Below are 22,710 nucleotides of genomic sequence, written 5' to 3' on the forward strand. Positions count from 1 at the left end.
CCCACAGGGGCCGCGCATATATTGAGAACTGCGCCGTACCTGTGGGAGCGGGCAAGCCCGCGAAGAAGCCAATACAAAACTAACTGTCAGACATCCGCCCCGCCGCCGCAAACACCTGCAACTGCGGGTAAAACTCCCGGAAGTCCGCCATCAGCGGCTCATACAACCGCTCCAGCTCCCCCATCACACCAGCCATCCCTTCCGGCCGAGACAGTCTCCGGGCAATACCGTTGAACACCTGCTCCAGCGTGGCAAACTCGCCATACGCCCCCAGCCAGTCATCCGCTGCCATGAACGGCGCAATCCGCGCCAGCCGCCCCGGCAGCTCGGGCTCCGCCAACAACACCCGATAAAAATCCCCGGTGAACTGCGCCAGCGGCTGCTCGGCATAGTCCTGCCAATGCCGCGCCAGGCAATGATCAAAAAACACGTCCAGCACAATACCCGCAAAGCGCCGCCGCTCGCGCGGAAAGCGCGCCAGTGCCGCCAGCACCAATGGGTGCTGGTCGGTGTAACTGTCGATATGCCGGTGCAACCGTATGGCCGCCTCCAGCGCAGGCGGGAAGCGCCCTTCCAGCGAACCTTTGACAAAGTCGCCATACAGGCTGCCAAGCAGTTGTTGCGGCGCCGGGCCGCCCAGGTGCAGGTGCGCAAGGTAGTTCATGCGCGCAGTCTAGCACCGCTCGCCCCTATATCGTCATAACGCGATATAGCGATTCGTGCTCAGCTCAGAACCTCTTCATATTTGTATATCGGGAACTGACGATTTACATTTCGTTCCATCGCGATATACCGCTACAACGAGCCTCAACCCATGCCTCTCGATCTCGACGAAATCATAAAAGCGCTGGCCCACCCGGTCAGGCGAGAAATCCTCAGCTGGCTGAAAGACCCGGCAACGCAGTTCCCCGACCAGTACCACAGCACCGAAAACGGTGTGTGTGCCGGGCAGATCGACCAACGCTGCGGCCTGTCGCAGTCGACCGTCTCTGCCCACCTGGCCACCTTGCAGCGCGCCGGGCTGATCCGCAGCCAGAAGATCGGCCAATGGCACTTCTTCAAACGTAACGAGGCCACCATCGAGGCGTTCCTCGAACAACTGCGCCAAGCACTTTGACAAGGCAGGTAACCGCTATGACCACGCTTTTCGATCCGATCACCCTGGGCGACCTGCAACTGCCCAACCGCATCATCATGGCCCCACTCACCCGCTGCCGTGCCGACGAAGGCCGCGTGCCCAATGCGCTGATGGCCGAATACTACGTGCAGCGCGCCAGCGCCGGGCTGATCCTCAGCGAAGCGACGTCGGTCAGTGCCATGGGTGTCGGCTACCCGGATACCCCCGGTATCTGGAACGATGAGCAGGTACGTGGCTGGAACAACGTCACCAAGGCTGTGCATGCCGCAGGCGGACGCATCTTCCTGCAACTGTGGCACGTTGGCCGTATCTCCCACCCCAGCTACCTGAACGGCGAGCTGCCGGTGGCCCCCAGCGCGATCCAGCCCAAGGGGCATGTAAGCCTGGTGCGCCCGTTGAGTGACTACCCCACCCCACGCGCGCTGGAAACCGAAGAAATCATCGACATCGTCGAGGCCTACCGCAGCGGTGCCGAGAATGCCAAGGCGGCTGGCTTTGATGGTGTAGAAATCCACGGCGCCAACGGTTACCTGCTCGACCAGTTCCTGCAAAGCAGCACCAACCAGCGCACCGACCGCTACGGCGGCTCGCTGGAAAACCGTGCGCGCCTGCTGCTGGAAGTGACCGATGCGGCCATCGAGGTGTGGGGCGCGAACCGCGTGGGCGTGCACCTGGCACCGCGCGCCGATGCACACGACATGGGCGATGCCGACCGCGTCGAAACCTTTACCTACGTGGCCCGTGAACTGGGCAAGCGTGGCATTGCCTTTATCTGCTCGCGTGAGCGGGAAGCCGATGACAGCATTGGCCCGCTGATCAAGGAAGCGTTTGGCGGCCCGTACATCGTCAATGAGCGGTTTGACAAAGCCAGTGCCAATGCGGCGCTGGCCAGCGGCAAGGCCGATGCTGTGGCATTTGGCGTGCCGTTCATCGCCAACCCCGACCTACCGGCGCGGCTGGCGGCGGATGCGCCACTGAACGAGGCGCGGCCCGAGACCTTCTATGGCAGGGGGCCAGTGGGGTACATCGACTACCCTCGGTTGTGATCAACGGCCATTCGCGGGCACGCCCGCTCCCACAGAGATATCACCAAGCCTGAAGGCTATGGAGACTCTGTGGGAGCGGGCGTGCCCGCGAAGAAGGCTCAGGTGATCTTACGGCCGGGCGTTAATCTGCTGTTGCAGGTTCTGAATCTGGCTCTGCAAGGTATTCAGGTTCCGTGTCATCTGCGCCCGGAAAGCATCGAACTCCTGCACCGAAGCACCACCGGACGCCGCCGCAGCCGGGCGGTTGTCGATCTGGCTCTTGAGCACCAGCATGTCCTGCTCCAGGCCTTGAATGGCAGCGCTCGGGTTCCCCTGCTTCTTCAGCGCCGCTATATCGCTGCCCAGGCTCTTGAGCTGCCCGTCCAGCTTGCCACCATCCACCTGCGCGGCCTTCAGCGCGGCAACCTGCTCGTTCAACCCCTTGAACTGGGCATCCAGCTTGCCCCCATCCACCTGGCCCGAACGCAGCGCGGCCAGTTCGCCATTCACCAGCTTCAACTGCGCCTGCAACTGGCTTTGCAGCTCGGTCACAGCCTTCTGCTGCTCACGGGTATCAGCCAGCACCTGCTCCAGGCGCTTGCCCAGGTCACCGGTCTGCCCGGCCACACCTTTCTGCAACTGGCGCAGTTGAAGCTTCAATGCCTCGCTGCTGGTGGTAGCGCCAGACTCGCTGGCATCCACCTTGCCGCTGATCGCCTGCAGGCGCCCTGCCGCTTCTTCACTGATGCGGGCAAAACTTTCCTGGGTCGCCACCAGTTGCTGCTCCATCAACGAGATCTGCTGGAAGCTCCACCAACCCAGGCCTACCAAGGCGATGAACGAAGCACCGAGCAACGCCCACAACGGCGCCGTGCTTGGCCCGCGCGCGGCCTTCTGGCGGCTGCGCACGACGTGCGCCGGCATCAGTTCGTCATCATCAACGGTGCCCGCCCGCAAGGTAGGCACGTCATCGTAGTCATCGTGAGCATGGTTACGCATGGATACATTCAACCGCGGTAGTCGCAAAGAGGCACGAGTATAAACCGCCAGCGCGGCGCATTGATGACCATTGTCAGCCCTGCGGCTTCACTGCCCCGGCGGCAGGTGCTTCCACCAGCCACAGAATTCATCCAGCGCTGTCCACAGGCTGACCTTGGGCTGGTAGTCCAGATACTGCCGGGCGCGGCTGATATCCAGGGTGAAATCGCGGCTCATCACCTGCATCCCCAGGCGCGACAAGGTCGGTTGCGGGCGACCTGGCCACAGCATGCACGCCGCCTCGTTCAACGCGGCCAGGCTGTAGGCCAGGCCGTAGGAACGGTAGCGGGTAACCTGCGGCAGCTGCATCTGACGCATCACGTAGTTGACCACATCCCACAGCGGCAGCGGCTGGCCGTTGCTGATGTTATAGGCCTGGCCCAGCGCCCTATCGTCGGCGAACAAGGCGCTGAGCAGCGCCTCGTTAAGGTTGTGCACACTGGTGAAGTCAACTTTGTTCAGGCCATTGCCGATGATTGCCACGCGGCCTTTGCGCTGCATCTGCATCAGCTTCGGGAAAATGCTGGCATCACCGGCGCCCGTGACGAAACGCGGGCGCAACGCCAGCACTTCCAGGCCAAACTCCTGCGCGCCGAATACTTTCTGCTCGGCCAGGTGCTTGGTTTGCCCGTAGTGGTCGTGGAAGCGGCGCGGTACCTGGTCTTCACGGACATCCAGGCGCGAACGGCCATTGAAATAGATCGACGGCGACGACAGGTGCACCAGGCGCCGTACATGCTCCTTCAGGCAGCCCTCGACCACGTTCTCGGTAACCACCACGTTACCTTGATAGAAGTCCTGGTAGCGCCCCCAGTTGCCCACCGCACCCGCGCAGTGCACCACGGCCTCGACGCCCTGGCACAGGCGACGGGCCAGCTCGGCATCGCTCAGGTCGCCAGGGATGAACTGGGCGCCGCGCTTGACCAGGTGTTCGACCCCTTCGGCGCGGCGGCCGCTGACCCGCACGTCCAGGCCCTGCTCCAGGGCAAAGCGCGCAAAGCGCCCGCCGATGAAGCCGCTCGCGCCGGTGACCAGAATTCGCATGTAAGACTCCGTCTTGCCAGATTTCAGATGCAACTGACGCCAGCTGTGGCTACAAGGGCACCAGCCATTGCCGTGCGGTGTACCGCAGGTGGTCGGTCAGTTGCGCGAGCAATTGCCCGCCATTGCGCCAATGATGCCAGTACAGCGGCACATCGATAGGGGTATCGCGGCAGATTTCCACCAACTGCCCGCTGGCCAGTTGCTCCCGGGCCTGCAATTCGGGCACCAGTCCCCAGCCCAGGCCGGCCTCGGTCATGCGCAGGAAGCCTTCGGAGGACGGGCACAGGTGATGCAGAAAACCGTCCTCGATACCCAGCGATGCCAGGTAGCGATGCTGCAGGAAGTCGTCCGGGCCATACACGATCGCCGGGGTACGGGCCAGGCGGCTGGCGACAAAACCCTGGGGAAAATGCCGCGCCATGAACCCGGGGCTAGCCAGTGCCCGGTAGCGCATGGCGCCCAGAGGCTGGCTGCGAGCCCCCGCTACCGGGCGCTCACTGCCACACAGACAGGCCGCCACTTCACCGGCACGCATACGTTTGAGGCCCACTTCCTGGTCTTCTACCACCAAGTCGGTCAAAACGTTCTGCTGTGCGCAGAAATCCCCCACCGCGCCGGCCCACCAAGTGGCCAGGCTGTCGGCGTTGAGGGCGATGCGCAGGCGCTCCGGCATACCCTCTTCGTCCAGCGCCGGCACCTGGCGCTGCAAATCACGTTCAAGCAGGCGCACCTGCTGCACATGGTTGAGCAACTGGCGGCCTACCTCGGTCGGGCCAGGCGGCGTGGCACGCACCAGCACAGGCTGGCCGACCCGCGCCTCCAGCAGCTTGATGCGCTGGGAGATGGCCGACTGCGACAAGCCCAGCACTTGCGCCGCACGCTCGAAACCACCCTGTTCGATCACCGCAGCGAGGGCGGCCAGCAGCTTGTAGTCGAACATCGATTTCTCTAATGCCTTATCAGCTTTATTTGTTTTTCTTATACAGCGCCGGTCATCACAATAGCCAGCATCTTTTACGACCTTCCTGGAGAGCCCCATCATGTGGCAAAGCTATCTCAACGGCATGCTGGTGGCCTTCGGCCTGATCATGGCCATCGGCGCACAGAACGCCTTCGTCCTCGCCCAGAGCCTGCGCCGGGAACATCACTTGCCCGTGGCAGCGCTGTGCATCGTCTGTGACGCCATTCTGGTGGCTGCCGGTGTGTTTGGCCTGGCCACGGTACTGGCGCACAACCCGACCTTACTGGCGGTCGCGCGCTGGGGCGGTGCGGTGTTCCTGATCTGGTACGGCGCCAAGGCACTGCGCAGCGCCTGCTCCAAACAGAGCCTGCAGCACCAGGAAGGCCAAGGCATGCGCTCACGCCGCGCAGTGCTGCTCAGCGCCCTGGCAGTGACGCTGCTGAACCCGCACGTGTACCTCGACACGGTGTTGCTGATCGGCTCGCTGGGCGCCCAGCAGACCGCCCCCGGTGCCTACGTGGCGGGCGCGGCCAGTGCTTCGCTGCTGTGGTTCTCCACCCTGGCCATCGGCGCGGCCTGGCTGGCACCGTGGCTGGCACGGCCGGCAACCTGGCGCATGCTCGACCTGATGGTGGCGGTGATGATGTTCGCGGTGGCGGCGCAGTTGATCTTCAACTGATGTCAGGCCCGCAAGGACCGGCGTAACGCGTACCGCCTGAAAGCGACCACCATTGGTCGGCACCCGCCAAGCCGCTCTGGAACCTCTATTCCCTATGTTTGTTGCGTGGTTATGCGCCGGGGCTGGTGCTATGATCGGGCCCTTGCGTCGCAAAGAGTACAAACTCGCCGACGTACATAGGGCCGCCCGTGATCGGCCCTGCGCAAACCGCGAACTAGACCTGAATCAGGAGATCCACCATGGCTTTTGAATTGCCGCCGCTGCCGTACGCCCACGATGCCCTGCAGCCGCACATCTCCAAGGAAACCCTGGAGTTTCACCACGACAAGCACCACAACACCTATGTCGTGAACCTGAACAACCTGGTCCCAGGCACCGAATTCGAAGGCAAGACCCTGGAAGAGATCGTCAAGACCTCTTCGGGCGGCATCTTCAACAACGCCGCTCAAGTCTGGAACCACACCTTCTACTGGAACTGCCTGGCGCCAAACGCTGGTGGCCAACCGACCGGTGCCCTGGCTGACGCCATCAACGCCGCTTTCGGTTCCTTCGACAAGTTCAAGGAAGAGTTCACCAAGACTTCGGTTGGCACCTTCGGTTCCGGCTGGGGCTGGCTGGTGAAGAAAGCTGACGGTTCCCTGGCCCTGGCCAGCACCATCGGCGCCGGTTGCCCGCTGACCAGCGGCGACACCCCGCTGCTGACCTGCGACGTCTGGGAACACGCCTACTACATCGACTACCGCAACCTGCGTCCGAAGTACGTCGAGGCGTTCTGGAACCTGGTCAACTGGGCCTTCGTTGCCGAACAGTTCGAAGGCAAGACCTTCAAGGCCTGAGTCATTCAGCCCTGAACATGAAGACCCGGCCCTGTGCCGGGTTTTTTTATGCCGGTACCGGCCTCCCGCGCCCACGAAAGCCAACACGGTTTTGCTTGCTCAGCCCGCATAGCGCGCTAACATCAAACCTCTGGAAGATTGACACAGCGCATTCAAGTTGCGGGGTCAGGCAACCGATACACTGCTCATGATCGGCCGATAGTGTATCGTCATCGTTGATGGCAAAATGATGCCATGCGCATGGATTAAGGAAACCCCATTGAAGCTGGAATTGCGGAACAGCTTGTCGGTCAAGTTGCTCAGGGTCGTGCTGCTGTCGGCGCTGGCAGTCGGCGTGGTGCTCAGCTGTGCGCAAATCGTCTACGACACCTACAAGACCCGCCAGGCCGTTAACAACGATGCCCAGCGCATCCTCGACATGTTCCGCGACCCTTCCACCCAGGCGGTGTACAGCCTCGACCGCGAAATGGGCATGCAGGTGATGGAAGGCCTGTTCCAGGACGAGTCGGTGCGCATGGCCTCCATTGGGCACCCCAACGAAACCATGCTGGCCGAAAAGTCGCGCCCGCTGCAGGACATGTCCATGCGCTGGCTGACCGACCTTATCCTCGGCCAGGAACGCACCTACACCACACAACTGGTCGGCCGTGGCCCTTACAGCGAATACTACGGCGACCTCAGCATCACCCTCGACACGTCGTCCTACGGCGAAGACTTCCTGATCAATGCGGTAATCATCTTCATTTCCGGCGTGTTGCGGGCCTTGGCCATGGGCCTGGTGCTGTACCTGGTGTACCACTGGCTGCTGACCAAGCCGCTGTCCAAGATCATCGAGCACCTCACCCAGATCAACCCCGACCGCCCCAGTCAGCACCAGATACCGCTGCTCAAGGGCCACGAGAAGAACGAACTGGGCCTGTGGGTCAACACCGCCAACCAGTTGCTGGCCTCGATCGAGCGCAACACCCACCTGCGCCACGAGGCCGAAAACAGCCTGCAACGCATGGCCCAGTACGATTTCCTCACCGGCCTGCCCAACCGCCAGCAACTGCAGCAGCAACTGGACAAGATCCTCGTCGACGGTGGTCGCCTGCAGCACCGTGTGGCGGTGTTGTGCGTGGGCCTTGACGATTTCAAGGGCATCAACGAGCAATTCAGCTACCAGGTGGGCGACCAGCTGCTGCTGGCCCTGGCCGACCGCCTGCGCGCCCACAGTGGCCGGCTGGGGGCCCTGGCGCGACTGGGCGGTGACCAGTTTGCCCTGGTGCAAGCCAATATCGAGCAGCCCTACGAGGCAGCCGAACTGGCGCAAAGCATCCTCGACGACCTGGAAGTGCCCTTCGACCTCGACCACCACCAGCAGATCCGCCTGCGCGCCACCATCGGCATTACTCTGTTCCCCGAAGACGGCGACAGCACCGAAAAACTGCTGCAAAAAGCCGAACAGACCATGACCCTGGCCAAGGCCCGTTCGCGCAACCGCTACCAGTTCTACATTGCCAGCGTCGACAGTGAGATGCGCCGCCGCCGCGAGCTGGAAAAAGACCTGCGCGAAGCCCTGCCACGCAACCAGCTGTACCTGGTTTACCAGCCACAAATCAGCTACCGCGACCACCGTGTGGTCGGCGTGGAGGCGTTGCTGCGCTGGCAGCACCCGGAGCTGGGCATGGTGCCGCCAGACCAGTTCATCCCGTTGGCCGAGCAAAACGGCAGCATCATCAGCATCGGCGAATGGGTACTGGACCAGGCCTGCCGACAACTGCGCGAATGGCACGACCAGGGTTTCAGCGAACTGCGCATGGCGGTCAACCTGTCGACCGTACAGCTGCACCACAGCGAGCTGCCACGGGTGGTCAACAACCTGCTGCAGGCCTATCGCCTGCCGCCGCGCAGCCTGGAGCTGGAAGTCACCGAAACCGGCCTGATGGAAGACATCAGCACCGCTGCCCAACACCTGCTGAGCCTGCGCCGTTCCGGGGCACTGATTGCCATCGACGACTTCGGCACCGGCTATTCGTCGCTCAGTTACCTGAAATCGCTGCCGCTGGACAAGATCAAGATCGACAAGAGCTTCGTCCAGGACCTGCTCGACGACGATGACGACGCCACCATCGTTCGCGCCATCATCCAGCTGGGCAAGAGCCTGGGCATGCAGGTGATCGCCGAAGGCGTGGAAACCGCCGAGCAGGAAACCTACATCGTTGCCCAGGGCTGCCACGAGGGCCAGGGCTACCACTACAGCAAGCCACTGTCGGCCCGCGAGCTGACCAGTTTCCTGAAGCAGGCGCAGCGTAACCAGGTTTCGATGTTTTGAGTGTGCCTGCCCGGTTACGCCCCGTGACCGGCATTTACATGAATTGCACGCCCGCCTCTTTACAGCAAATGCAAATCTTTCGCATGATGTTGCGGTTTCGCGTGCCACGGCGCACGGTCCACCCCTTGGTCCAACCACACGACGCAGGAAAACCAACAATGATTCGAATGCCTCTGGCCTCCGCCAGTCTGCTGGCCATTGCCATCGCTCTCGCCGGCTGCGGTGAAGGCAAGGACGACAAAGCCGCCGCGCCGCAAGCCCAGGCACCTGCTGCTGCCGCCACCACCGCTGCCGCGCCCGGGGCTGTCGACGAAGCCGCCGGCAAAGCCGTGGTCAAGCATTACGCCGAAATGGTCCATGCTGTGTACAGCGACTCGCTGAGCACCGCCAAAACCCTGCAGACCGCAGTGGACGCGTTCCTGGCCAAGCCCAACGACGAAACCCTGAAGGCCGCCAAGGAAGCCTGGTTCGCCGCGCGCGTACCGTACCTGCAGTCCGAAGCCTTCCGCTTCGGCAACACCATCATCGACGACTGGGAAGGCCAGGTGAACGCCTGGCCCCTGGACGAAGGCCTGATCGACTATGTCGACAAGAGCTACGAGCATGCCCTGGGCAACCCGGCCGCCGGCGCCAACATCATCGCCAACACCGAGATCCAGGTGGGTGAAGAGAAAGTCGACGTCAAGGACATTACCCCTGAGAAACTGGCCAGCCTGAACGAACTGGCGGGCTCCGAGGCCAACGTTGCCACGGGCTATCACGCCATCGAATTCCTGCTCTGGGGCCAGGACCTGAACGGCACCGGCCCAGGCGCTGGCAACCGCCCGGCATCCGACTACCTGGAAGGCCAGGGCGCCACCGGTGGCCACAACGAGCGCCGTCGTGCCTACCTGAAAGCCGTTACCCAGTTGCTGGTTACCGACCTTGAAGAAATGGTCGGCAACTGGGCGCCGAACGTCGCCGACAACTACCGCGCCAAGCTGGAAGCGGAGCCTGTCAACGACGGCCTGCGCAAGATGCTGTTCGGCATGGGCAGCCTGTCGCTGGGCGAACTGGCGGGCGAGCGCATGAAGGTTTCGCTGGAAGCCAACTCGCCGGAAGACGAGCAGGACTGCTTCAGCGACAACACCCACTACTCGCACTTCTACGACGCCAAGGGTATCCGCAACGTCTACCTGGGCGAGTACACCCGTCCGGACGGTACCAAGCTGACCGGCCCAAGCCTGTCGTCGCTGGTCGCCAAGGTCGACCCGGCCGCCGACGCCACCCTCAAGGCCGACCTGGAAGCCACCGAAGCCAAGATCCAGGTAATGGTCGACCACGCCCTCAAAGGCGAGCACTACGACCAGCTGATCGCGGCCGACAACGCTGCCGGCAACCAGATCGTGCGTGACGCCATCGCCGCACTGGTCAAGCAGACCGGTGCGATCGAGCAGGCGGCTGGCAAGCTGGGTATTGCCAACCTGAACCCGGATACCGCGGATCACGAGTTCTGATCCTGCTGTAGCGGTTCTGAAAAGAGGCGGCCTTCGGGTCGCCTTTTTTGCTTCTGGCCTCTTCGCGGGTAAACCCGCTCCCACAGGGTCGTGAAAGGGCTGGCGCCGAACATGAAAATGCTGGCATTTCACAACCTTTTCACCCAAGCAATTGCAAATTGCTCTTATTCAAAAAACGCTGGCCTGCTAAGCTTGCACGCCGGTTTTTCGTCCACGCCCAGGATTTTGCATGTCCTCGTCGCTGTCCCGACTCTCCCCGCTGCTGCTGGTCCTCGCCCTTTCTGCCTGTGACGACGCCCCGCGTTTCACCCAGGCCGAACCCGGCGAAGCATTGTCGGGCGGCAAGGCAACCGTGCAGCGGACTGACCGCAACGCCTATTCCCTGCCCTCGGCCAACCTCGCAGCCGAACGTCGCGTGGACTTCGCCGTGGGCAACAGTTTCTTCCGCAACCCCTGGGTGATCGCCCCTTCCACCACCACCGCCCGCGATGGCCTGGGCCCGTTGTTCAACACCAACGCCTGCCAGAACTGCCATGTGCGCGATGGCCGCGGCCACCCGCCAGCGCCGGGCAACAGCAACGCGGTGGGCATGCTGGTGCGCCTGTCGATCCCCGACCAGCCCTATCTGGCCAAGGTCATTGAGCGCCTGGGCGTGGTGCCTGAGCCGGTGTACGGCACTCAGCTGCAGGACATGGCCATCCCCGGTGTGGCGCCGGAAGGCAAGGTACGGGTGAGTTACACCCGCGAATCCGTGTCGTTCAAGGACGGCCATCAGGTCGAACTGCGCAAGCCGACCCTGCAGATCAGCCAGCTCGGCTACGGCGTCATGCACCCCGACACGCGCTTTTCGGCGCGGGTGGCACCGCCAATGATCGGCCTGGGCCTGCTCGAAGCCATCCCCGAAGCCGACGTGCTGGCCAACGAAGACCCCGATGACCGCAACCGCGACGGCATCCGCGGGCGGGCCAACCGCGTGTGGGACGACGCCCTGGGCAAGACCGTGGTCGGCCGCTTCGGCTGGAAAGCCGGGCAGCCCAACGTCAACCAGCAGAACGTGCACGCCTTTGCCGGCGACATGGGCCTGACCAGCACCCTGCAGCCCAAAGACGATTGCACCCCGGCACAAACCGACTGCCTCGCCGCGCCCAATGGCGACGGCGCCAATGGCGAAAAGGAAGTCAGCGACAACATCCTGCGCCTGGTCACCTTCTACACCCGCAACCTGGCCGTGCCGGCCCGCCGCGACGTTGGCTCGCCGCAGGTGCTGGCAGGCAAGAACCTGTTCTACCAGGCTGGCTGCCAGGGTTGCCATACACCGCAGTTCACCACCGCCGCCGATGCTGCCGAGCCAGAGTTGGCCAACCAGGTCATCCGCCCCTACAGCGACCTGCTGCTACACGACATGGGCCCAGGCCTGGCCGATGAGCGCACCGAGTTCGCCGCCAACGGCCAGGACTGGCGTACCCCGCCACTGTGGGGCATCGGCCTGAGCGAAACGGTCAGCGGCCACAGCCAGTTCCTGCACGACGGCCGCGCCCGTAACCTGCTGGAAGCCGTGCTCTGGCACGGGGGCGAAGCCGAGGCGGCACGCAACTTCGTACTCACGTTCAATGCCGAGCAACGCACTGCGCTGCTGGCGTTCCTGAATTCACTTTAAAACGCGCAAAGGAGCCGGGCATGTTCCGACCCAAACTGTTGTTCACCAGCCTCGCTGCACTCGCCCTCGGCGCCTGCTCGCCGCAGGACCCGCAAGCCGTCACCTCCGCTGCCATCGCCAAGCAGGTCATCCTGCCCACTTACAGCCGTTGGGTCGAAGCCGACCGCACGCTGGCCGCCAGCGCCCTGGCCTACTGCGAAGGCAAGGAAGACCTGGAAAAGGCCCGTGCCGACTTCCTCAACGCGCAAAAGGCCTGGGCCGAGCTGCAACCGCTGCTGGTCGGCCCGCTGGCCGAAGGCAACCGCGCCTGGCAGGTACAGTTCTGGCCCGACAAGAAGAACCTGGTCGGCCGCCAGGTCGAGCAGCTGGTCAACGGCGACAAGCCGGTAGACGTCGCGTCCCTGGGCAAAGCCAGTGTGGTGGTACGTGGCCTGTCGGCCTACGAGTACATCCTGTTCGACAGCAAGCCGGACGTCGCCACTGCCGAGCAGAAAGCCCGCTACTGCCCGCTGCTGGTGGCCATTGGTGAACACCAGAAGGTCCTGGCCGAGGATATCCTCAAGAGCTGGAACAGCACCGACGGCATGCTGTCGCAGATGACCAAGTTCCCCAACCAGCGCTACGCCGACTCCCACGAGGCCATCGCCGACCTGCTGCGCTCCCAGGTCACCGCCCTGGATACCCTGAAGAAGAAGCTGGGTGCGCCGATGGGCCGCCAGAGCAAGGGCATCCCGCAGCCGTTGCAGGCCGAAGCCTGGCGCAGCCACTCCTCGCTGAAGAGCCTGGAAGCCACCCTCAAGGCGGCCGAAACCGTCTGGGTCGGGGTCGACAACCAAGGCCTGCGCGGCTTGCTGTCCAGCGATCAGAAAGCGCTGGCGGACAAGATCGACGCCGCCTACGCTACCTCGCTCAAACTGCTGGCCGACAACCAGAAGTCGCTGGGCGAGCTGCTGGCCGACGACGCTGGCCAGCAAACCCTTAACCAGATCTACGACAGCCTCAACGCTGTCCATCGCCTGCACGAAGGCGACCTGGCCAAGGCGTTGAACATTCAGCTGGGCTTCAATGCCAACGACGGTGACTGATCATGTTGCGACGCCAGGCCCTCAAACTCGGTAGCGTTTTGCTCAGTGCCCTGACCCTGGGCGGCTGGAGCCTGTTCCGCAACAAAGGCAGCGAACCCCTGCTGCTTTCGGCGCGTGACGATGGCGACGGCAAGCACTATGCCGTGGGTTTCCGCCTGGACGGCACCCAGGTGTTCAGCACCCAGGTCGCCCAGCGTTGCCACGCCATCATCCACCACCCCGAGCAGCCAATCGCCCTGTTCGTCGCCCGCCGCCCCGGTACCGAAAGCTACCTGGTCGATTTGCGCGACGGGCGCCTGCTGCAAACCGTGACCTCGCAGCCGAACCGGCACTTCTATGGCCACGCGGTGGTGCACAAGGGTGGCGAATGGCTGTATGCCACCGAGAACGACACCACCGACCCTGGACGTGGCGTGCTGGGCGTGTACCGTTTTGAAGGCGAACGCCTGGTACACACCGGCGAAATCCCGACCCACGGCATCGGCCCGCACGAGGTTGCCTGGCTGCCCGACGGCGAGACGCTGATCGTGGCCAACGGTGGCATTCGTACCGAAGCCGAAAGCCGGGTAGAGATGAACCTCAATGCCATGGAACCGAGCCTGGTGCTGATGCAGCGCGACGGCACCTTGCTGAGCAAGGAAACCCTGGCCCAGCAGATGAACAGCGTGCGTCACCTGGCAGTGGGCAGCGATGGCACCATCGCCGCCTGCCAGCAGTTCATGGGCGATGCCGATGAAACGGCCGAGTTGTTGGCGATCAAGCGCCCGGGCGAGCCGTTCAAGGCCTTCCCGGTGCCGGAGCGGCAGTTGCAGGCCATGGCCCAGTACACCGCCAGCGTCGCGATCCACAGCGACCTGCGGCTGGTGGCGCTGACTGCGCCACGGGCCAACCGGTTGTTTGTCTGGGACCTGGACACGGGTGCGGTGCGGCTGGATGCACCGATGCCCGATTGCGCGGGCGTTGGCGCGGTGAAGGATGGTTTCGTCGTTACCTCCGGGCAGGGCCGTTGCCGGTTCTACGATTGCCGCAAGGCCGAGCTGGTCGGGCAGCCGATGAACCTGCCGTCCGGTTTCTGGGACAACCACCTGCATCTCGTCTGATTTCTCTGTTGCCTGGACCGGCCTCTTCGCGGCTAAAGCCGCTCCTACACTGACCGCGCGATCCGATGACTACGCGCTCTCTGTAGGAGCGGCTTTAGCCGCGAAAGGGCCGGTACAGGCATTTCACTCCCCCTCAAACCAAAAACAGTCAATACTTCCCCCATCCACACGTGGGCAGGATCGCCCGTTGTCGTGTCTAAACGAATAACAACCAAATCCAAGGAACCGGACTTATGCTGCGCCGCCGCATGCTCATCATGTTGGCCGTGGTTCTGCTGATCGTGCTGGCCCTGGGGGGCTACAAGGCGTTCTCGATCTACCAGCAGATCCAGGTGTTCACTGCCCCCAAGCCGCCCATCACCGTTGCGGTAGCCTTGGCCGAACAGCGCCAGTGGCAAGCGCGCCTGCCCGCCGTGGGCAGCCTCAAGGCACTGCAGGGTGTGGAGCTGAGCCTGGAGGTGGAAGGCATCGTCAAAGCCCTGCACTTCGACTCAGGGCAGCAGGTCAAAGCCGGCCAGTTACTGCTGCAACTCAACGATGACCAGGAAACCGCCCTGCTTGGCACCGCCCAGGCCGACCTGGGCCTGGCCAAGGTCGATTTCGGTCGTGGCAGCCAGCTGGTTGGCGACTCGGCCATCTCGCGCGGCGAGTTCGACCGCCTCACCACTCAGTACCGCCGCAACCAGGCGGTGGTCGAGCAACTCAAGGCGCAGAAGATCAAAAAAAGCATCAACGCCCCGTTCAGCGGCACCATCGGCATCCGCCAGGTGGACATCGGCCAGTACCTGGCCGCCGGCACGGTGATTGCCACCCTGCAGGACACATCCAGCCTGTACGTCGACTTCAACGTACCGGAACAGGCCCTGCCGCAATTAAGCCTAGGCCAGCAGGTGCTGGTGCAGGTAGCCGCCTACCCAGGCCAGACCTTCCCCGCCAGCCTCAGCGCCATCAACCCCAAGGTCGAGGAAACCACGCGCAACCTGCTGGTGCGCGCCACCCTGGCCAACCCCGGCGGCAAACTGCTGCCAGGCATGTTCGCCAGCCTGCTGGTGCTGCTGCCTAACCCACAGCCACAAGTGGTGGTGCCGGAAAGCGCCATTACCTACACCCTGTATGGCAACTCGGTTTACGTCGCCACGCCGAAGAAGGACAAGGACGGCAAGCAGGAAAACGACGACAAGGGCCAACCCGAGCTAGTCGCTGAACAACGCACCGTACAGACCGGCGAACGCCGCGACGGCGTAGTGGTGGTCAGCAAGGGCCTGCAAGCCGGGGAACAGGTGGTTACCGCCGGGCAACTCAAGCTCACCCCCGGCGCCGCGATCCGCATCGGCCAGGACAAAGCCCTCAAGCCCGAACAGGGCGCGCCGGGCAAGGACTGAGGAGGCAGGCATGGCGTTCACCGACCCGTTCATCCGCCGCCCGGTGCTGGCCAGTGTGGTCAGCCTGCTGATCCTGCTGCTGGGTTTCCAGGCCTGGAACAAACTGCAGATCCGCCAGTACCCACAAATGGAAAACGCCCTGATCACGGTGACTACCGCCTACCCCGGGGCCAACGCCGAAACCATCCAGGGCTACATCACCCAGCCGTTGCAGCAGAGCCTGGCCAGTGCCGAAGGCATCGACTACATGACCTCGGTGAGCCGGCAGAACTTCTCGATCATTTCCATCTACGCGCGCATCGGCGCCGACAGCGACCGGTTGTTCACCGAGCTGCTGGCCAAGGCCAACGAAGTGCGCAACAAACTGCCGCAGGACTCCGAAGACCCGGTACTCAGCAAGGAAGCCGCCGACGCCTCGGCGCTGATGTACGTCAGTTTCTACAGCAAGGAGATGAGCAACCCGCAGATCACCGACTACCTGTCGCGGGTCATCCAGCCCAAGCTGGCCACCCTGCCGGGCATGGCCGAAGCGGAGATTCTCGGCAACCAGGTGTTTGCCATGCGCCTGTGGCTGGACCCGGTGAAACTGGCCGGTTTCGGCCTGTCGGCCACCGACGTGACCAACGCCGTGCGCCGCTACAACTTCCTCTCCGCTGCCGGTGAGGTAAAGGGCGAATACGTGGTCACCAGCATCAACGCCAGCACCGAGTTGAAGTCGGCCGAGGCGTTCGCCGCCCTGCCGGTCAAGACCAACGGCGACAGCCGCGTGCTGCTGGGCGATGTGGCGCGGGTCGAGATGGGTGCGGAAAACTACGACACGGTCAGCTCGTTCGACGGCACCCCCTCGGTGTACATCGGCATCAAGGCCACCCCGGCAGCCAACCCGCTGGACGTGATCAAGGAAGTGCGCCGCATCATGCCCGAGCTGGATAGCCAGTTACCTTCGGCGTTGAAAGTGTCGATTGCCTACGACGCCACGCTGTTCATCCAGGCCTCGATCGACGAAGTGATCAAGACCCTTGGCGAGGCCGTGCTGATCGTCATCGTGGTGGTGTTCCTGTTCCTCGGTGCCTTGCGCTCGGTGCTGATCCCGGTGGTGACCATTCCGCTGTCGATGATCGGGGTGCTGTTCTTCATGCAGATGATGGGTTACTCGCTCAACCTGCTGACCCTGCTGGCCATGGTGCTGGCCATCGGCCTGGTGGTGGACGACGCCATTGTGGTGGTGGAAAACATCCACCGGCACATGGAAGAAGGCAAATCGCCATTCGATGCGGCCCTTGAAGGCGCCCGCGAAATCGCCCTGCCGGTGGTGTCGATGACCATCACCCTGGCTGCCGTGTATGCACCGATCGGCTTCCTCACCGGGCTTACCGGGGCCTTGTTCAAGGAGTTCGCCCTGACCTTGGCCGGGGCGGTAATCATCTCTGGCATCGTCGCTCTCACCCTGTCGCCGATGATGTGCGCCCTGCTGCTTCGCCAGGAGCAGAACCCCAGTGGCCTGGCCCACCGTCTGGACATGCTGTTCGAACGCCTGAAGGTGCGCTACCAGCGCCTGCTGCATGCCACCCTTGACAGCCGCCCGGTGGTGCTGGTGTTTGCCGTGATCATCCTGTGCCTGATCCCGGTGCTGCTCACGTTCACCCAGAACGAACTCGCCCCCAACGAGGACCAGGGGGTGATTTTCATGATGAGCAGCTCGCCGCAGCCGGCCAACCTCGATTACCTCAACGCCTACACCGACGAATTCACCCCACTGTTCAAGGCCTTCCCCGAGTACTACTCATCGTTCCAGATCAACGGATTCAACGGCGTGCAAACCGGCATCGGCGGCTTCCTGCTCAAACCCTGGAACGAACGCGAGCGCACGCAGATGGAGCTGTTGCCGCTGGTGCAGGCCAATCTTGAGGAAATCGGCGGCTTGCAGATCTTCGGTTTCAACCTGCCCTCCCTGCCCGGCACCGGCGAGGGCCTGCCGTTCCAGTTCGTGATCAACACCGCTGGCGACTACCCGGCACTGCTGGACGTAGCACAGCGCATCAAAGCCCGGGCGCAGGCATCCGGCAAATTCGCCTTCCTCGACATCGACCTGGCCTTCGACAAGCCCGAAGTGGTGGTGGACATCGACCGGGCCAAGGCCGCGCAGATGGGGGTATCGATGGACACCCTCGGCGGCACCCTGGCCACCCTGCTGGGCGAAGCAGAGATCAACCGGTTCACCCTCGAAGGCCGCAGCTACAAGGTGATTGCCCAGGTCGAACGGCCGTACCGCGACAACCCCGGCTGGCTGAACAACTACTACGTGAAGAATGACCAGGGTCAGATGCTGCCGCTGTCGACCCTGATCACCCTCACCGACCGCGCCCGCCCACGCCAGCTCAACCAGTTCCAGCAGCTGAACTCGGCGATCATCCAGGGCGTGCCCATGGTCAGCCTGGGCGAAGCGCTGAAAACCGTGCAGGACATCGCCCGCGAAGAGGCCCCGGAAGGCTTCGCCTTCGACTATGCCGGCGTGGCACGCCAGTACGTGCAGGAAGGCAGCGCACTGTGGGTCACCTTTGGCCTGGCGCTGGCGATCATCTTCCTGGTGCTGGCGGCGCAGTTCGAAAGCTTCCGCGACCCGCTGGTGATCCTGGTGACGGTGCCATTATCGATCTGTGGGGCGCTGCTGCCGCTGTTCCTGGGTATTTCGAGCATGAACATCTACACCCAGGTCGGGCTGGTGACCTTGATCGGGCTGATCAGCAAACACGGCATCCTGATCGTCGAATTCGCCAACCAGTTGCGTGAGGAACGCGGCTTGAGCGTGCGTGAGGCCATCGAGGAAGCGGCGGCCATTCGACTGCGGCCGGTGCTGATGACCACGGCGGCGATGGTGTTCGGCATGGTGCCGCTGATTCTGGCGACCGGAGCCGGGGCGGTGAGCCGTTTTGACATCGGTACGGTGATTGCCACCGGGATGTCGATTGGCACGCTGTTTACCTTGTTTGTGCTGCCTTGTATCTACACCTTGTTGGCGCACAAGGCAAAAACCAAAGAACCTGCATTAGCCTGATGAGGCAGACACAAAAAAGCCAGAGGCCCCGCAATCGCGAGGCCTCTGGCTTTTCTAGCTAACGCAGGGTTCAACCAAATGGCCGCAACCCTTGACGCAGGCCGAACAGGAACAGCAACAGGTCCTGGTCTGGCGCGACCTGTGCCTGCTGCGGTTTCGCTTCCCGCGGCAGCGCACACTGGTCGGCCATCTCAGCCTTGCTGAACACGGTCGGCCTCGGCTCTTCCCAGGCAGCCACCGCCACGGTGGTCACCGCCAGGCCAGCTACCAGGAACAAAGCTCGAGCTATTTCTAGTTTCATTACTCTAACCCTTTGACAGCGCTGCCAAACGCCATCTTGTAAAAGTAGAGCAGCGTCTGCCATTCGGCGTCATTGATCGACGAATGGCGGCGCAGCTGGCGCAGGTCGTTGCCTGCCGCACGCTGGCAGCTGATGCGCCGCCGGCACTTTTCCAGGTCCAGCAGTGCGACTTCGACCCGCGCCTGCTCGCCTTCGCCGATCACCTTGATGAATACGTGCTTGCCATACAGGCAGCCGTGCTGCCAGTGCCCCAGGTGCATGCGCGCCAGGTTGTCCGCCAGGTCCTTGAGCATGCGCTCATGCACCACCTGCGGGTAACGCTCACGGGCACCTTCGGCATGCCAGGTGTCGAGTTCGACAAAGCCATCCAGGGCTTCGCTGACCAGCAGCGCACGCCATTGGTGGTCGGCATCGCGCTCGGCACCACAAAAGACGATACGCGGGACGCGAACGCCCAGTTGCTCGAAGCTGTTCAGTGCATCGAGCTCACGCAATACGGTTGGTCGCCCAAAAGGGTGCATAAGGCTGCGGTAGATATGCCCGACCTGGCGCTTGGCATACAGCAGCTTGCCATTGGCATCGTTGAGGCGTTGCACGCCACTTTCGCCGCCGCGGCGCTGGTTAGGCTCCTCGACCCACTCGCCCTGCTGGCGCCAGTAAAAATCGAACCGCGATTCCCCTTTCTGGGCTACAGCCATCAAACACTACCCCTTACGCAATACGTAGACCCGCCACATGGCATAGAACGGCAGGAAGTCGAGGCGTTCCTGGATTCTGAAGCCGGCGGCCCTGAATTCTTCTTCGACCGTTTCGGCTGGTAACACGAAACGGTTCTGGTAATTGTCCTGCTCGGCCTTGGCACTGCGGCGTTGCTCCAGTTTTTTCCGGCGCCAGGCCTTGAAGTTGCCATCGACCCACAACGACAGAATCACACTATCACGGCTAACCCGTTGAAATTCCGAAAGTATGGTCTTTCTGTGCGCCGATTCGCCAATGTGGTGGAACAGGCGCATGCAGAAGATGCTGTCCACCGAATTATCCGGCAGGTCAATGGCGAACGCTGAAGTTTGCAAAGGGCGTACCCGCGCCACCACTTCTGGCGGTTGCGCGGCACAGGCTGTCTCGATCATCGCTTCGGAGTTGTCGGCACCGATGATCACCCGGTTGGGCTTTTCTGCCAGCAGTGGCCAGAAACGGCCGGCACCGCACGGCAGGTCCAGTACCAGGCCGGGCTCGCCGGCCAATGCCAGGGCGCGACGCGCCAGCTGCTCATCTCGCTTGTGGGAAAGGCGTCGCGCCAGGCCATCCTGGTGCTTGAGAAAGTACTCGCGGGCGTGGTCTTTGTCGTACTTCTCGGAAAATTCAAGCTTGATGGGGCTACGCATTGGGCATCTCCTGACTCCAGTGCCGCTCACCTTAGGTAAGCAAGCGTTGGAATCAGGTCATGCCAATGTGAAAAAAATGTTGCGCGCCCTTTAACCTGTTACAACAGATTACTCGGCCATGGCGTCCGGGCCGCCTTGGGCCTTGGTGTTGCTCAGGTCCACCTGGAAGCGGCAACCATGCGGCAGGGTCGATGTGAGGGTGACATGCCAGCCCTGGTCGTCGCAAATTCGTTGCACCAGCGATAGCCCCAGGCCCAAGCCTTCGCCACGCCGCTCGTCACCGCGCACGAACGGCTTGAACATCGCCTCGCGCTGCTCTTCGGGGATGCCCACGCCACTGTCCTCCACACTGAAACCGTTGGCCTCCAGGCTCAGCCGGATGTAGCCGCTGTCGGTGTAGTGGGCAGCATTGCGCAACAGGTTACCCATTACCGACTGCAGGAAGGTAGCGTTGTACAGCACCGGGCTGGCGCTGATGCGGCCATCGAAATAGAGTGTCAGGCCCTTCTGCTCGATGGTATCGCGCCACACACCGATGAGTTCGTCGGCCACTTCGCGCAAGGTCGCCCGCGATGCCACAGCGCCTTCGTCACGTTGGGCCCGGGCCAGCATGAGGAAGGTCTTGACCAGTTCGCGCATCTCTTCCGTGGCACGCGCCACGCGCTCTACCTGGCTACGCGCGCGGGCGTCGAGGTTGGGGTTTTCCATCAGCAGCTCGCAGGAGGTGGCCAGCACCATCAACGGTGTGCGCAACTCATGGCTGACGTCACTGGTGAACAACCGTTCGCGGGTCAGCGCATCGCGTAAACGGCCCAGGGTATCGTCGAAGGCCACTGCCAACTGGCCGACTTCGTCCGCCGCGTAGTCCGGTGCCAGTGGCGGGGCCAGGCCCAGCAGTTGATCGCGATGGCGCACCTGGCGCGCCAGGCGGATCACCGGTGCCATTACCCGGCGCGCCACCAGCCAGCCGAGGATGACTGCCAGCACCAGGCTGAGCACGAAGCCCACCACCACCACCGCGAACAACACGCGCTCGCGTTCTTCGAAGTCGCTCTGATCCTGCAGCAGCACGTAACGGCGGCCATCGACGATCTCGACCATGGCGTGGTACGACAGCTGGTCGCGAAATACTTCGTGGAAACCCCGGTCGAGGTGGCGCAAGTCCTTGGGCAGTTCGAAGTCGTCACGCCCGCCACTGAAGTAGAACAGCTGGTCGGGGCGCGGCCGGTGGCTCCAGTCGCTGACGCTGTCCATGCGCAGCAGGCGTTGCAGGTCGCCACCCAGCACAGAGGAAATCAGCCGCTCTTCAACCAGGTGCACGGTGGCGACGATGCCGAAGGCGAACGCCCCGGCCACCAGCGCGCTCATCAGGGCAAAGGCGATGATGATGCGCTGGGCAAGGCTTTGCTTAAACTCCATCGCGGCCCTCGGCGAGGCGATAGCCGACGCCATGGACGGTATGCAGCAAGGGTTTTTCGAACGGCTTGTCGATCACCTGGCGCAGCTGGTGTACATGGCTGCGCAGGCTGTCGCTGTCGGGGCAATCGTCGCCCCACAGGGCTTCTTCCAGTACTTCGCGGCGCAGTACGTGCGGGCTTTTCTGCATCAGCACGGCCAAGAGCTTGAGGCCCACCGGGTTGAGCTTGAGCAGGCGGCCCTGGCGGGTAACTTCCAGGGTGTCGAGGTCGTAACTGAGGTCGGCTACCTGCAAGGTCCGGCGCCCTCCGCCCTGGGCGCGGCGCAGCACTGCTTCGATGCGCGCCGCCAGCTCAGACAGGGCGAACGGTTTGAGCAGGTAGTCGTCAGCCCCGGAGCGGAAGCCTTGCAAGCGGTCATCCAGCTGGTCGCGGGCGGTGAGCATGATCACCGGTGTGTCGCGGCGGGCGTCTTCGCGCAGGCGCTTGCACAGGGTGTAGCCATCGATGCCGGGCAGCATGATGTCGAGCACGATCAGGTCGTAGTGTTCGGTGGCGGCCAGGTGCAGGCCGGACAGGCCATCCTGGGCGCAGTCGACGGTGTAGCCCTTCATGCCCAGGTAGTCGGCCAGGTTGGCCAGAATATCGCGGTTGTCTTCAACCAAAAGAATGCGCATCGGTTTCTCCTGTGCGGCGCTTCTCGCAGTGGTGCGCGGCAGGCGCAGCTTAAGGCCTATGCTTGCACGGTGCCAGCCCCCAGGAAAATTCACCCCACTTGACGGTTTTTTCACTGATCCTT

The 22,710-nt window shown here is 63.0% G+C and carries 20 protein-coding genes; 11 read left to right on the forward strand and 9 right to left on the reverse strand.

Annotated elements, in window-relative coordinates; all coding sequences use genetic code 11:
* Window positions 1-79: 79 nt before the first annotated feature.
* A complete protein-coding gene (locus N436_RS04265; RefSeq protein WP_110740483.1) occupies window positions 80-664 on the reverse strand; it encodes an ACP phosphodiesterase in 585 nt (194 codons plus the stop codon).
* Between the two features lie 150 nt (window positions 665-814).
* On the opposite strand from N436_RS04265, the gene N436_RS04270 reads away from it, so the two are divergent.
* Together N436_RS04270 and N436_RS04275 are read left to right on the forward strand one after the other, a co-directional pair.
* Window positions 815-1,117: a helix-turn-helix transcriptional regulator gene (locus tag N436_RS04270; protein WP_105945766.1), complete on the forward strand. Its 303-nt coding sequence runs from the start codon at window positions 815-817 to the stop codon at window positions 1,115-1,117.
* A gap of 17 nt (window positions 1,118-1,134) precedes the next feature.
* Window positions 1,135-2,184 (forward strand): alkene reductase, encoded by a 1,050-nt coding sequence (locus N436_RS04275; protein WP_110740484.1) that lies wholly within the window; start codon window positions 1,135-1,137, stop codon window positions 2,182-2,184.
* Between the two features lie 108 nt (window positions 2,185-2,292).
* Here the strand turns inward: N436_RS04275 and N436_RS04280 are convergent, their stop codons facing one another.
* From N436_RS04280 to N436_RS04290, 3 genes are all read right to left on the reverse strand, one after another.
* Complete coding sequence (locus tag N436_RS04280) at window positions 2,293-3,162, reverse strand: ATPase (RefSeq protein WP_110740485.1); 870 nt, start codon at window positions 3,160-3,162, stop codon at window positions 2,293-2,295.
* Between the two features lie 87 nt (window positions 3,163-3,249).
* Window positions 3,250-4,245: an NAD(P)-dependent oxidoreductase gene (locus N436_RS04285; RefSeq protein WP_016713604.1), complete on the reverse strand. Its 996-nt coding sequence runs from the start codon at window positions 4,243-4,245 to the stop codon at window positions 3,250-3,252.
* Window positions 4,246-4,294: 49 nt separating this feature from the next.
* Window positions 4,295-5,185, reverse strand: coding sequence for a LysR family transcriptional regulator ArgP (locus tag N436_RS04290; RefSeq protein WP_025753946.1), 891 nt, complete (start codon window positions 5,183-5,185; stop codon window positions 4,295-4,297).
* 100 nt (window positions 5,186-5,285) lie between these two features.
* On the opposite strand from N436_RS04290, the gene N436_RS04295 reads away from it, so the two are divergent.
* From N436_RS04295 to N436_RS04335, 9 genes are all read left to right on the forward strand, one after another.
* Window positions 5,286-5,885 (forward strand): LysE/ArgO family amino acid transporter, encoded by a 600-nt coding sequence (locus tag N436_RS04295; protein ID WP_019099626.1) that lies wholly within the window; start codon window positions 5,286-5,288, stop codon window positions 5,883-5,885.
* Between the two features lie 239 nt (window positions 5,886-6,124).
* Entirely contained in the window at window positions 6,125-6,721 is a 597-nt protein-coding gene (locus tag N436_RS04300) for a superoxide dismutase (protein ID WP_012274023.1), read from the forward strand.
* A gap of 259 nt (window positions 6,722-6,980) precedes the next feature.
* Window positions 6,981-9,035, forward strand: a complete 2,055-nt coding sequence (locus N436_RS04305; RefSeq protein WP_105945762.1) for a bifunctional diguanylate cyclase/phosphodiesterase — start codon at window positions 6,981-6,983, stop codon at window positions 9,033-9,035.
* Window positions 9,036-9,193: 158 nt separating this feature from the next.
* On the forward strand, window positions 9,194-10,531 hold the full coding sequence (locus N436_RS04310; protein ID WP_104833371.1) for an imelysin family protein: 1,338 nt from the start codon (window positions 9,194-9,196) through the stop codon (window positions 10,529-10,531).
* A 229-nt stretch (window positions 10,532-10,760) separates the two neighbouring features.
* Window positions 10,761-12,188, forward strand: a complete 1,428-nt coding sequence (locus tag N436_RS04315; RefSeq protein ID WP_110740486.1) for a di-heme oxidoredictase family protein — start codon at window positions 10,761-10,763, stop codon at window positions 12,186-12,188.
* Window positions 12,189-12,208: 20 nt separating this feature from the next.
* Window positions 12,209-13,273, forward strand: coding sequence for an imelysin family protein (locus tag N436_RS04320; protein ID WP_105945760.1), 1,065 nt, complete (start codon window positions 12,209-12,211; stop codon window positions 13,271-13,273).
* Between the two features lie 2 nt (window positions 13,274-13,275).
* Window positions 13,276-14,373, forward strand: a complete 1,098-nt coding sequence (locus tag N436_RS04325; protein ID WP_104833372.1) for a DUF1513 domain-containing protein — start codon at window positions 13,276-13,278, stop codon at window positions 14,371-14,373.
* Between the two features lie 233 nt (window positions 14,374-14,606).
* The gene (locus N436_RS04330) at window positions 14,607-15,755 is read left to right on the forward strand and encodes an efflux RND transporter periplasmic adaptor subunit (RefSeq protein WP_110740487.1); all 1,149 of its coding nucleotides are present in this window, start codon (window positions 14,607-14,609) and stop codon (window positions 15,753-15,755) included.
* A 10-nt stretch (window positions 15,756-15,765) separates the two neighbouring features.
* Window positions 15,766-18,810 carry a multidrug efflux RND transporter permease subunit gene (locus tag N436_RS04335; protein WP_110740488.1) on the forward strand — a complete coding sequence of 1,015 codons (3,045 nt, stop codon included), beginning with the start codon at window positions 15,766-15,768 and terminating at the stop codon, window positions 18,808-18,810.
* A gap of 70 nt (window positions 18,811-18,880) precedes the next feature.
* On the opposite strand, the gene N436_RS04340 is transcribed toward N436_RS04335, so the two are convergent.
* From N436_RS04340 to colR, 5 genes are all read right to left on the reverse strand, one after another.
* Window positions 18,881-19,111 carry a hypothetical protein gene (locus tag N436_RS04340; protein WP_019098317.1) on the reverse strand — a complete coding sequence of 77 codons (231 nt, stop codon included), beginning with the start codon at window positions 19,109-19,111 and terminating at the stop codon, window positions 18,881-18,883.
* Complete coding sequence (locus tag N436_RS04345) at window positions 19,111-19,809, reverse strand: lipopolysaccharide kinase InaA family protein (RefSeq protein WP_016713590.1); 699 nt, start codon at window positions 19,807-19,809, stop codon at window positions 19,111-19,113. The genes N436_RS04340 and N436_RS04345 overlap by 1 nt, the downstream gene beginning before the upstream one ends.
* Before the next feature lie 6 nt (window positions 19,810-19,815).
* The gene (locus N436_RS04350) at window positions 19,816-20,496 is read right to left on the reverse strand and encodes a class I SAM-dependent methyltransferase (protein WP_019098319.1); all 681 of its coding nucleotides are present in this window, start codon (window positions 20,494-20,496) and stop codon (window positions 19,816-19,818) included.
* A 108-nt stretch (window positions 20,497-20,604) separates the two neighbouring features.
* Window positions 20,605-21,915: a HAMP domain-containing sensor histidine kinase gene (locus N436_RS04355; RefSeq protein ID WP_105945757.1), complete on the reverse strand. Its 1,311-nt coding sequence runs from the start codon at window positions 21,913-21,915 to the stop codon at window positions 20,605-20,607.
* Window positions 21,905-22,588 (reverse strand): two-component system response regulator ColR, encoded by a 684-nt coding sequence (gene colR, locus N436_RS04360; protein WP_003255215.1) that lies wholly within the window; start codon window positions 22,586-22,588, stop codon window positions 21,905-21,907. Before colR ends, N436_RS04355 begins: the two co-directional genes overlap by 11 nt.
* Between the last annotated feature and the right edge of the window lie 122 nt (window positions 22,589-22,710).

It is taken from the genome of Pseudomonas sp. RV120224-01b (assembly GCF_003208145.1).
GTDB classification, from domain to species: Bacteria; Pseudomonadota; Gammaproteobacteria; order Pseudomonadales; family Pseudomonadaceae; genus Aquipseudomonas; species Aquipseudomonas monteilii.

Bases quoted from the DNA above. Each gene is read 5' to 3' on its own strand.
- N436_RS04265 (WP_110740483.1), bottom strand. From the start codon at position 664: ATGAACTACCTTGCGCACCTGCACCTGGGCGGCCCGGCGCCGCAACAA.
- N436_RS04270 (WP_105945766.1), top strand. From the start codon at position 815: ATGCCTCTCGATCTCGACGAAATCATAAAAGCGCTGGCCCACCCGGTC.
- N436_RS04275 (WP_110740484.1), top strand. From the start codon at position 1,135: ATGACCACGCTTTTCGATCCGATCACCCTGGGCGACCTGCAACTGCCC.
- N436_RS04280 (WP_110740485.1), bottom strand. From the start codon at position 3,162: ATGCGTAACCATGCTCACGATGACTACGATGACGTGCCTACCTTGCGG.
- N436_RS04285 (WP_016713604.1), bottom strand. From the start codon at position 4,245: ATGCGAATTCTGGTCACCGGCGCGAGCGGCTTCATCGGCGGGCGCTTT.
- N436_RS04290 (WP_025753946.1), bottom strand. From the start codon at position 5,185: ATGTTCGACTACAAGCTGCTGGCCGCCCTCGCTGCGGTGATCGAACAG.
- N436_RS04295 (WP_019099626.1), top strand. From the start codon at position 5,286: ATGTGGCAAAGCTATCTCAACGGCATGCTGGTGGCCTTCGGCCTGATC.
- N436_RS04300 (WP_012274023.1), top strand. From the start codon at position 6,125: ATGGCTTTTGAATTGCCGCCGCTGCCGTACGCCCACGATGCCCTGCAG.
- N436_RS04310 (WP_104833371.1), top strand. From the start codon at position 9,194: ATGATTCGAATGCCTCTGGCCTCCGCCAGTCTGCTGGCCATTGCCATC.
- N436_RS04315 (WP_110740486.1), top strand. From the start codon at position 10,761: ATGTCCTCGTCGCTGTCCCGACTCTCCCCGCTGCTGCTGGTCCTCGCC.
- N436_RS04320 (WP_105945760.1), top strand. From the start codon at position 12,209: ATGTTCCGACCCAAACTGTTGTTCACCAGCCTCGCTGCACTCGCCCTC.
- N436_RS04325 (WP_104833372.1), top strand. From the start codon at position 13,276: ATGTTGCGACGCCAGGCCCTCAAACTCGGTAGCGTTTTGCTCAGTGCC.
- N436_RS04330 (WP_110740487.1), top strand. From the start codon at position 14,607: ATGCTGCGCCGCCGCATGCTCATCATGTTGGCCGTGGTTCTGCTGATC.
- N436_RS04335 (WP_110740488.1), top strand. From the start codon at position 15,766: ATGGCGTTCACCGACCCGTTCATCCGCCGCCCGGTGCTGGCCAGTGTG.
- N436_RS04340 (WP_019098317.1), bottom strand. From the start codon at position 19,111: ATGAAACTAGAAATAGCTCGAGCTTTGTTCCTGGTAGCTGGCCTGGCG.
- N436_RS04345 (WP_016713590.1), bottom strand. From the start codon at position 19,809: ATGGCTGTAGCCCAGAAAGGGGAATCGCGGTTCGATTTTTACTGGCGC.
- N436_RS04350 (WP_019098319.1), bottom strand. From the start codon at position 20,496: ATGCGTAGCCCCATCAAGCTTGAATTTTCCGAGAAGTACGACAAAGAC.
- N436_RS04355 (WP_105945757.1), bottom strand. From the start codon at position 21,915: ATGGAGTTTAAGCAAAGCCTTGCCCAGCGCATCATCATCGCCTTTGCC.
- colR (WP_003255215.1), bottom strand. From the start codon at position 22,588: ATGCGCATTCTTTTGGTTGAAGACAACCGCGATATTCTGGCCAACCTG.